This is a genomic window from uncultured Maribacter sp., assembly GCF_963974015.1.
GTDB lineage: Bacteria > Bacteroidota > Bacteroidia > Flavobacteriales > Flavobacteriaceae > Maribacter.
This window is the reverse complement of the sequence record NZ_CAXBBZ010000039.1, coordinates 1-6,238: the sequence shown is the minus strand read 5'-3', so window position 1 is coordinate 6,238 and position 6,238 is coordinate 1. Positions and strand designations below refer to the sequence as shown.

Sequence of the window (6,238 nt, the reverse complement as noted above, 5' to 3'; positions counted from 1 at the left end):
CGATTTTTTTGAGTTGATCACAGCTCCTATATTATCGAATATTTTATGAATTTTATCAACCTTATCCGTATCGCTCTTTACTATAAATTTATAAAGATAATTTGATGGCCAATTGGATGTTGCTTCTAATTGTAACTTTAATTTTTTATAAAACTCTACTGGGTTATTTTCGTCCATAACTTCTATTTTATACAAAGATAAGAGTAATCGTCCAGTTTTTTAATACTGTTGGTTTATGTACTTTTGCCTATAGATATGAAGAGTTTGGGCAATAAAAGAATTGTAATTACAGGCGGACCAGGAACGGGTAAAACTGTACTGATTTCATCGCTTGAAGAAAATGGATTTTACTGTTTTCATGAAGTGATTAGGACAATGACATTAGATGCATTAAACGGCAAAGCAGTAGACAAGTTATTGGTAAATCCTATAGATTTTGTCGACGACGCAAAAAGTTTTAATGATGAACTAATCAATGCGCGTTTAAAACATTTTACCAATGGTAAAAACATTGATAAAAAGCATTTATTTTATGACCGAGGTTTACCAGACGTCATTGCCTATATGAATTACTTTAATCAACCTATAGAGGAACGATATAATGATTTGTGTTTAGAAAATCGTTATGACGAAGTTCTGATATTACCACCTTGGGAAGACATATACGTTCAAGACAATGAGCGTATGGAAAATTTTGAACAAGCTTGTGGTATTCATCAACATCTTGAAAAGACATATATTGATTTAGGGTATAAACCCATTGAAGTGCCATTTGGCACGATAGAAAATCGTTTGCAATTTGTAGTAGACCTCATAGAAAAAATAGGTGAATAATACACCAAAAGACATCTTATCAAAATATTGGGGCTTTGATAGTTTTAGAGGCTCACAAGAAGAAATTATTAACGCTGTTGTTAATAACCAAGATGTATTGGGTTTATTACCCACAGGTGGCGGAAAGTCTCTTTGCTTTCAAATACCTGCCTTAATGAAAGATGGTATTTGCATTGTTATTTCCCCATTAATCGCATTAATTGAAAATCAAGTAGATAACCTACAAAAACGTGGAATAAAAGCTTTAGGATTAAAAGGCGGACTCAAATTCAGTGAAGTTGATAAATTGCTTGATAACTGTATTTATGGCAATTACAAGTTTTTATACTTATCTCCAGAACGACTTCAACAAGACCTTGTTCAAGAACGAATTAAAGGAATGAATGTTTCTTTATGCGTTATCGACGAAGCACATTGTATTTCTCAATGGGGTCATGATTTTAGACCTGCATATCTAACCTGTTCTATATTACGAGATTTACACCCGAAAGCGCCTATGATAGCGCTTACCGCTACAGCGACCAAAAGAGTGGGCGAAGATATTATGACCTCTCTTAATCTTCATGAACCTTTGGTCAAAAAAGATTCATTCTATAGAAAAAATATAGGCTTCGGGGTTATTATGACCGAGGATAAAAATAATTATCTTAAACAGTATTGTCGAAAAATCAAGAACAGTGCAATTGTTTATGTTAGAAGCCGGAGAAAAGCTGAAGAATTATCTAAATTCCTTCTAAAGAATGGTCTAAAAGCGACTTTTTATCATGGTGGTATCGATCAGAAAGCTAAATCTAAACGACTAAATTTATGGCTGCAAGATAAAGTGAATATTATGGTGGCCACAAATGCTTTTGGAATGGGAATAGACAAGCCAGATGTTGAGCTAGTTGTCCATTATCAAATACCTGACAGTGTAGAGAATTATTTTCAAGAGGCAGGTAGAGCAGGTAGAAATGGTGCTTCTTCAAAAGCAATTCTATTAACAAATACAACGGATAAATTATTAGTTAAAAAGCAGTTTTTAGAAGTTCTACCAGATGTATCCTATATAAAAAAGATATATCTAAAATTGAATAACTACTTTCAAATTGGATATGGAGAATTTACCGAAACAAAATTTCAATTGAATTTTAATGAATTTTGCTCTGTATATGAATTGAATACCTTTTTAACTTATAATGCCTTATTGATTTTAGACCGAAATTCAGTTATTTCATTATCTGAGAATTTCTCTAAAAAACAAACTATCAAGTTTAAAACTAGTAAAGAAACACTTTATAGATACATTGCAGAAAATCCTAAACTAGAAGATTTCATAAAAGTAGTACTTAGAACCTATGGTGGTGTTTTTGAATTTGAAACTCTAATAAACACCTATCTATTAGGTAAAAAGACACAATTATCCGAATCACTCATACACCAGAATTTTGAGCAATTAGCTACAGATAATATTATTGATCATACAAGTACTACCAGCGATTTAGAGCTATTGTTTCTGGTACATAGAGATGATGATCGTACCATAAATAGATTTGCGAAAATAATAGAGGATCAAAATCAACTTAAAGTTGGGAACGTTTCTAAAATGCTTGCCTACATAGAAAATGATACAATATGTAGAAGTGTTCAGTTATTGCATTATTTTGGTGAAACTCAAAAAGGAGAATGTGGCATTTGTGATGTTTGTATTAAAAATAGATTAGGTAAGAGCGATATAATCAATACAAAATTGAAAATAATCGAATATTTAAAAATTAACAAATCGGACTCAAGAGAACTGCAGCATAGCTTAAATATTGATCAGGCGATAGTAATTATCGCCTTACAAGAATTATTAGAAGAAAATCAGATAACATTAAATTCTATTAACCAATACGAACTTATATAACATGGAAGCATTAAGAATCATATTTATGGGTACCCCAGAATTTGCCGTGGGCATTTTGGATATGCTTGTTAAAAATGAATATAATATAGTCGGTGTAATTACAGCACCCGATAGACCGGCAGGTAGAGGTAGAAAATTAAATGAATCTGCAGTGAAAAAATATGCGGTAGAGAATAACATTAAAGTCTTACAGCCCACCAACCTTAAGAATGTAGACTTTTTGGAAACCTTAAAATCTTTAAATGCCAACTTACAAATTGTCGTAGCTTTTCGTATGCTACCTAAGGTAGTATGGAATATGCCAAAATACGGCACATTTAATCTCCATGCTTCTCTTTTACCTCAGTATCGTGGTGCTGCACCAATTAACTGGGCTATTATTAATGGTGAAACTAAAACAGGTGTTACCACTTTCTTCATTGATGAGAAGATAGATACAGGCGCCATTATATTACAAGATGAAACCTCAATAGAGAAAACAGATAATGCAGAAGATTTACATGATCGTTTAATGCATTTGGGTGCGAAAACGGTATTAAAAACGGTAGAGCGCATTCAGAATGGTGATTTCAAAACAACAAAGCAACCTAATCATGGTGATTTAAAACTTGCGCATAAGATACATAGAGAAACGTGCGAAATTGATTGGAACAAACCCATTGAAGATATCTATAATTTTATTCGTGGCTTAAGCCCCTACCCTGCAGCATGGACTACTTTAGAAAACTCTGATTCAAAAATAATTACGAAAATATATAAAGCCAATATTTTACTTGAACAGCATGATTTAGAAGTAGGGACCTTAGTTTTCAATAAAAAAGAAATGAAGGTTGCAGTTAAGGAAGGGTACCTGAATTTAGAGGAAATACAGCTTCAAGGAAAAAAAAGAATGCATGTTAAAGATGTACTAAATGGCTTAAATCTTGAAGAAAACGCTAAAATGAGGTAAAGCCCCGTTGTCATTGGGCTGCGAGAATTGTAAAAAACCCCCTACTTTATCAACAAACACGCTGAGTTATCAACAAAATAGGGGATTTCCCCTTGTTTTACTTGCGTTCGTCATAAATCCATATAAATTTGTTACTAGGTATAAATTTTTAATCACAATTAATTAATCACATTATGAACAAAACAGAATTGATCGATGCAATGGCAGCTGACGCTGGCATCACAAAAGCTGCGGCTAAAAAGTCATTGGAATCTTTCTTGGGAAATGTTGAAAATTCCTTAAAAAAAGGAGATAGAGTTTCTTTGGTAGGTTTCGGTTCTTGGTCCGTATCTAAAAGAAATGCAAGAGAAGGTAGAAATCCATCAACTGGAAAAACTATCCAAATTGCTGCTAAAAATGTAGTGAAGTTTAAAGCAGGTACTGATTTAGGTAAAGCTGTAAACTAATTTTACATAGATAAAATTTTTAAAAGCGCCTTTTTAGGCGCTTTTTTGTTTCTATGTTTTTGCATTTAAGAGGATTTGTCTTACTTTAGAAATATAATCATATAAAAGTAATGATCATATTAAAACCAACTAAGGGCAAATTGCTTATTGCTGAACCCTCACTGACAGGTGATGTATCTTTTAATAGATCCGTCGTTTTGTTAGCTGAGCATAGCAATGAAGGTTCTGTAGGTTTTATATTGAACAAGCCTTTAGAGTATCAAATAAATGATTTGGTAACTGAAATTCAATTACCATTTCAGGTTTACAATGGTGGCCCCGTAGAACAAGACAATCTTTACTTCATTCATAAAGTGCCTCATCTAATTGATAACAGCGTAGAAATTTCTGATGGAATTTATTGGGGAGGAGATTTTGAAACCACCGTTGAACTGATCAATAAAGAAATTATTACAGAGGATGATATTCGCTTTTTCTTAGGATATTCGGGCTGGTCTTCACTACAACTTGATGATGAGCTATCCTCAAAATCTTGGATAGTAATTGAAAATGAACATGAAAGCATGATTATACAAAAGGCAGCAAATGCATTTTGGAAAGAAAACATGATACAATTAGGTGGAGATTATTTGCTTTGGTCCAATGCACCAGAAAATCCTAGTTTAAACTAAACAGCTTTACTTACTGACATTCTTGCAGCCGCATTTAATTTACCTATCAAATTTTTCGCAACATAATTTGAGTACACCTTTTTCCGATATTTCGTAATTGAAATTATACCGTCTATAGCATTGATTATAAATAATTCATCCGCTTTTTGAAGTTCAAATGGTGAAATACTAAGTTCTTGTAATTCATAATCCTCTAGTTTTGAAATAATTTCAATCAATTTTTTTCTTAGAATTCCATTTAAGCAACCGTCGGTTAATGGTGGCGTTTTTATAACATCCTTTTGAATTAAAAAGATATTACCATTTAAAGACTCTACAACATGTTTCTGCTCGTTTAAAACCAAACAGTCATGGTAATCATTTTCTTGAGCATAAATTCTACCGACAACATTCAGAATTTTATTGGTAGTATCAAGATTAGAAAGCATGCTAGCATTCTTATAAAAATCTTTAAAAAGCTCTACTTCATATTCATTATCTTCTAAAATATAAAAAGGATTTGGCAATATAGAAGTTGTTACTATGTATGAAATACTATTATTTGCCAAGGCATTATCATTTTCATTGTTTCTAAATACAGTGAACTTAATATGCTTTGTCTGCTTTAAATCTTCATTTGAGATAGTTTTAAGCATTTCTTCTTCCATAAACTCCATTGTGAAATTCATAGGAATTTCCATTCGAAGAATACGCATCGAAGACATTAACCTTAAATAATGTTCTTCTAGAAAGATAACTTCGCCAGAAACTATACGTAGCTCTTCATAAACAGCATCACCCAATTGCAAACCCCTATTTTTTGCATCTAGAATTTTATCATCCTTATTAATAAGTTTGCCATTAAAATTGAACATAAAAAAAAAGCCTTAAAAAATTAAGGCTCAAAGATACTGTAAATAAGAATATTACTAAGAAGAACCCAATACCTGCTTTAAATCAGATACTTGATTGGTCCAAAGCATCTTAGACTCCTCAACTTCATCCTCTTCAGCAAAATCCGTTATAAACAAAGAAACATCTTTGGTGATTTCGTCAACAATTATTTTCATTTCAAAATAACTATTATCCTCCGCTTCATCCCAAGCAAAGCGAACGAATTCGTCGGTTTTTCTTTTTAATAATTTAGCTTCTTCTTCTGCTCCGTCCCAAATAAAGGTAAACTTCTCGCCTCTAGAATTAACGTTATCTGCAAACCATTCTGATAAGCCAGAAGGTGTTGCCAAATATTGATATAACATTTGTGGTGAAGACTGAATTACAAATTCTATTTCAAATTTTATTTTATCGCTCATTTTCCTACTACTTTATGCCGAGCAATATATATATTTCTAAATGATTAAAAAATATTTGTGCACTATAATTTTTTTAGGCGACATTAGTTGAAGAACTAATAATTTACCACTATATTTGCAGCCGTTTAAAAATAATATGGCGAGGTAGCTCAGTTGGT

7 protein-coding genes are annotated in these 6,238 nt (G+C 32.2%); 5 read left to right on the top strand and 2 right to left on the bottom strand.

Annotated elements, in window-relative coordinates:
• Positions 1–255: 255 nt before the first annotated feature.
• The 5 genes from AACZ41_RS17975 to AACZ41_RS17955 all read left to right on the top strand — a co-directional run bounded on the left by AACZ41_RS17975 (position 256) and on the right by AACZ41_RS17955 (position 4,788).
• Positions 256–834 carry an ATP-binding protein gene (locus AACZ41_RS17975; RefSeq protein ID WP_339629997.1) on the top strand — a complete coding sequence of 193 codons (579 nt, stop codon included), beginning with the start codon at positions 256–258 and terminating at the stop codon, positions 832–834.
• Positions 827–2,722, top strand: coding sequence for a RecQ family ATP-dependent DNA helicase (locus AACZ41_RS17970; RefSeq protein WP_339629995.1), 1,896 nt, complete (start codon positions 827–829; stop codon positions 2,720–2,722). The genes AACZ41_RS17975 and AACZ41_RS17970 overlap by 8 nt, the downstream gene beginning before the upstream one ends.
• A gap of 1 nt (position 2,723) precedes the next feature.
• Positions 2,724–3,671, top strand: a complete 948-nt coding sequence (fmt, locus tag AACZ41_RS17965; protein WP_339629993.1) for a methionyl-tRNA formyltransferase — start codon at positions 2,724–2,726, stop codon at positions 3,669–3,671.
• Between the two features lie 173 nt (positions 3,672–3,844).
• The gene (locus tag AACZ41_RS17960) at positions 3,845–4,117 is read left to right on the top strand and encodes an HU family DNA-binding protein (RefSeq protein WP_339629991.1); all 273 of its coding nucleotides are present in this window, start codon (positions 3,845–3,847) and stop codon (positions 4,115–4,117) included.
• A 110-nt stretch (positions 4,118–4,227) separates the two neighbouring features.
• A complete protein-coding gene (locus tag AACZ41_RS17955; RefSeq protein WP_339629989.1) occupies positions 4,228–4,788 on the top strand; it encodes a YqgE/AlgH family protein in 561 nt (186 codons plus the stop codon).
• Here AACZ41_RS17955 and AACZ41_RS17950 read toward each other — a convergent pair.
• Together AACZ41_RS17950 and AACZ41_RS17945 are read right to left on the bottom strand one after the other, a co-directional pair.
• Positions 4,785–5,642, bottom strand: coding sequence for an aminotransferase class IV (locus AACZ41_RS17950; RefSeq protein ID WP_339629987.1), 858 nt, complete (start codon positions 5,640–5,642; stop codon positions 4,785–4,787). The genes AACZ41_RS17955 and AACZ41_RS17950 overlap by 4 nt on opposite strands.
• Before the next feature lie 54 nt (positions 5,643–5,696).
• A complete protein-coding gene (locus AACZ41_RS17945) occupies positions 5,697–6,080 on the bottom strand; it encodes an START-like domain-containing protein (protein WP_339629985.1) in 384 nt (127 codons plus the stop codon).
• Positions 6,081–6,238: the final 158 nt, after the last annotated feature.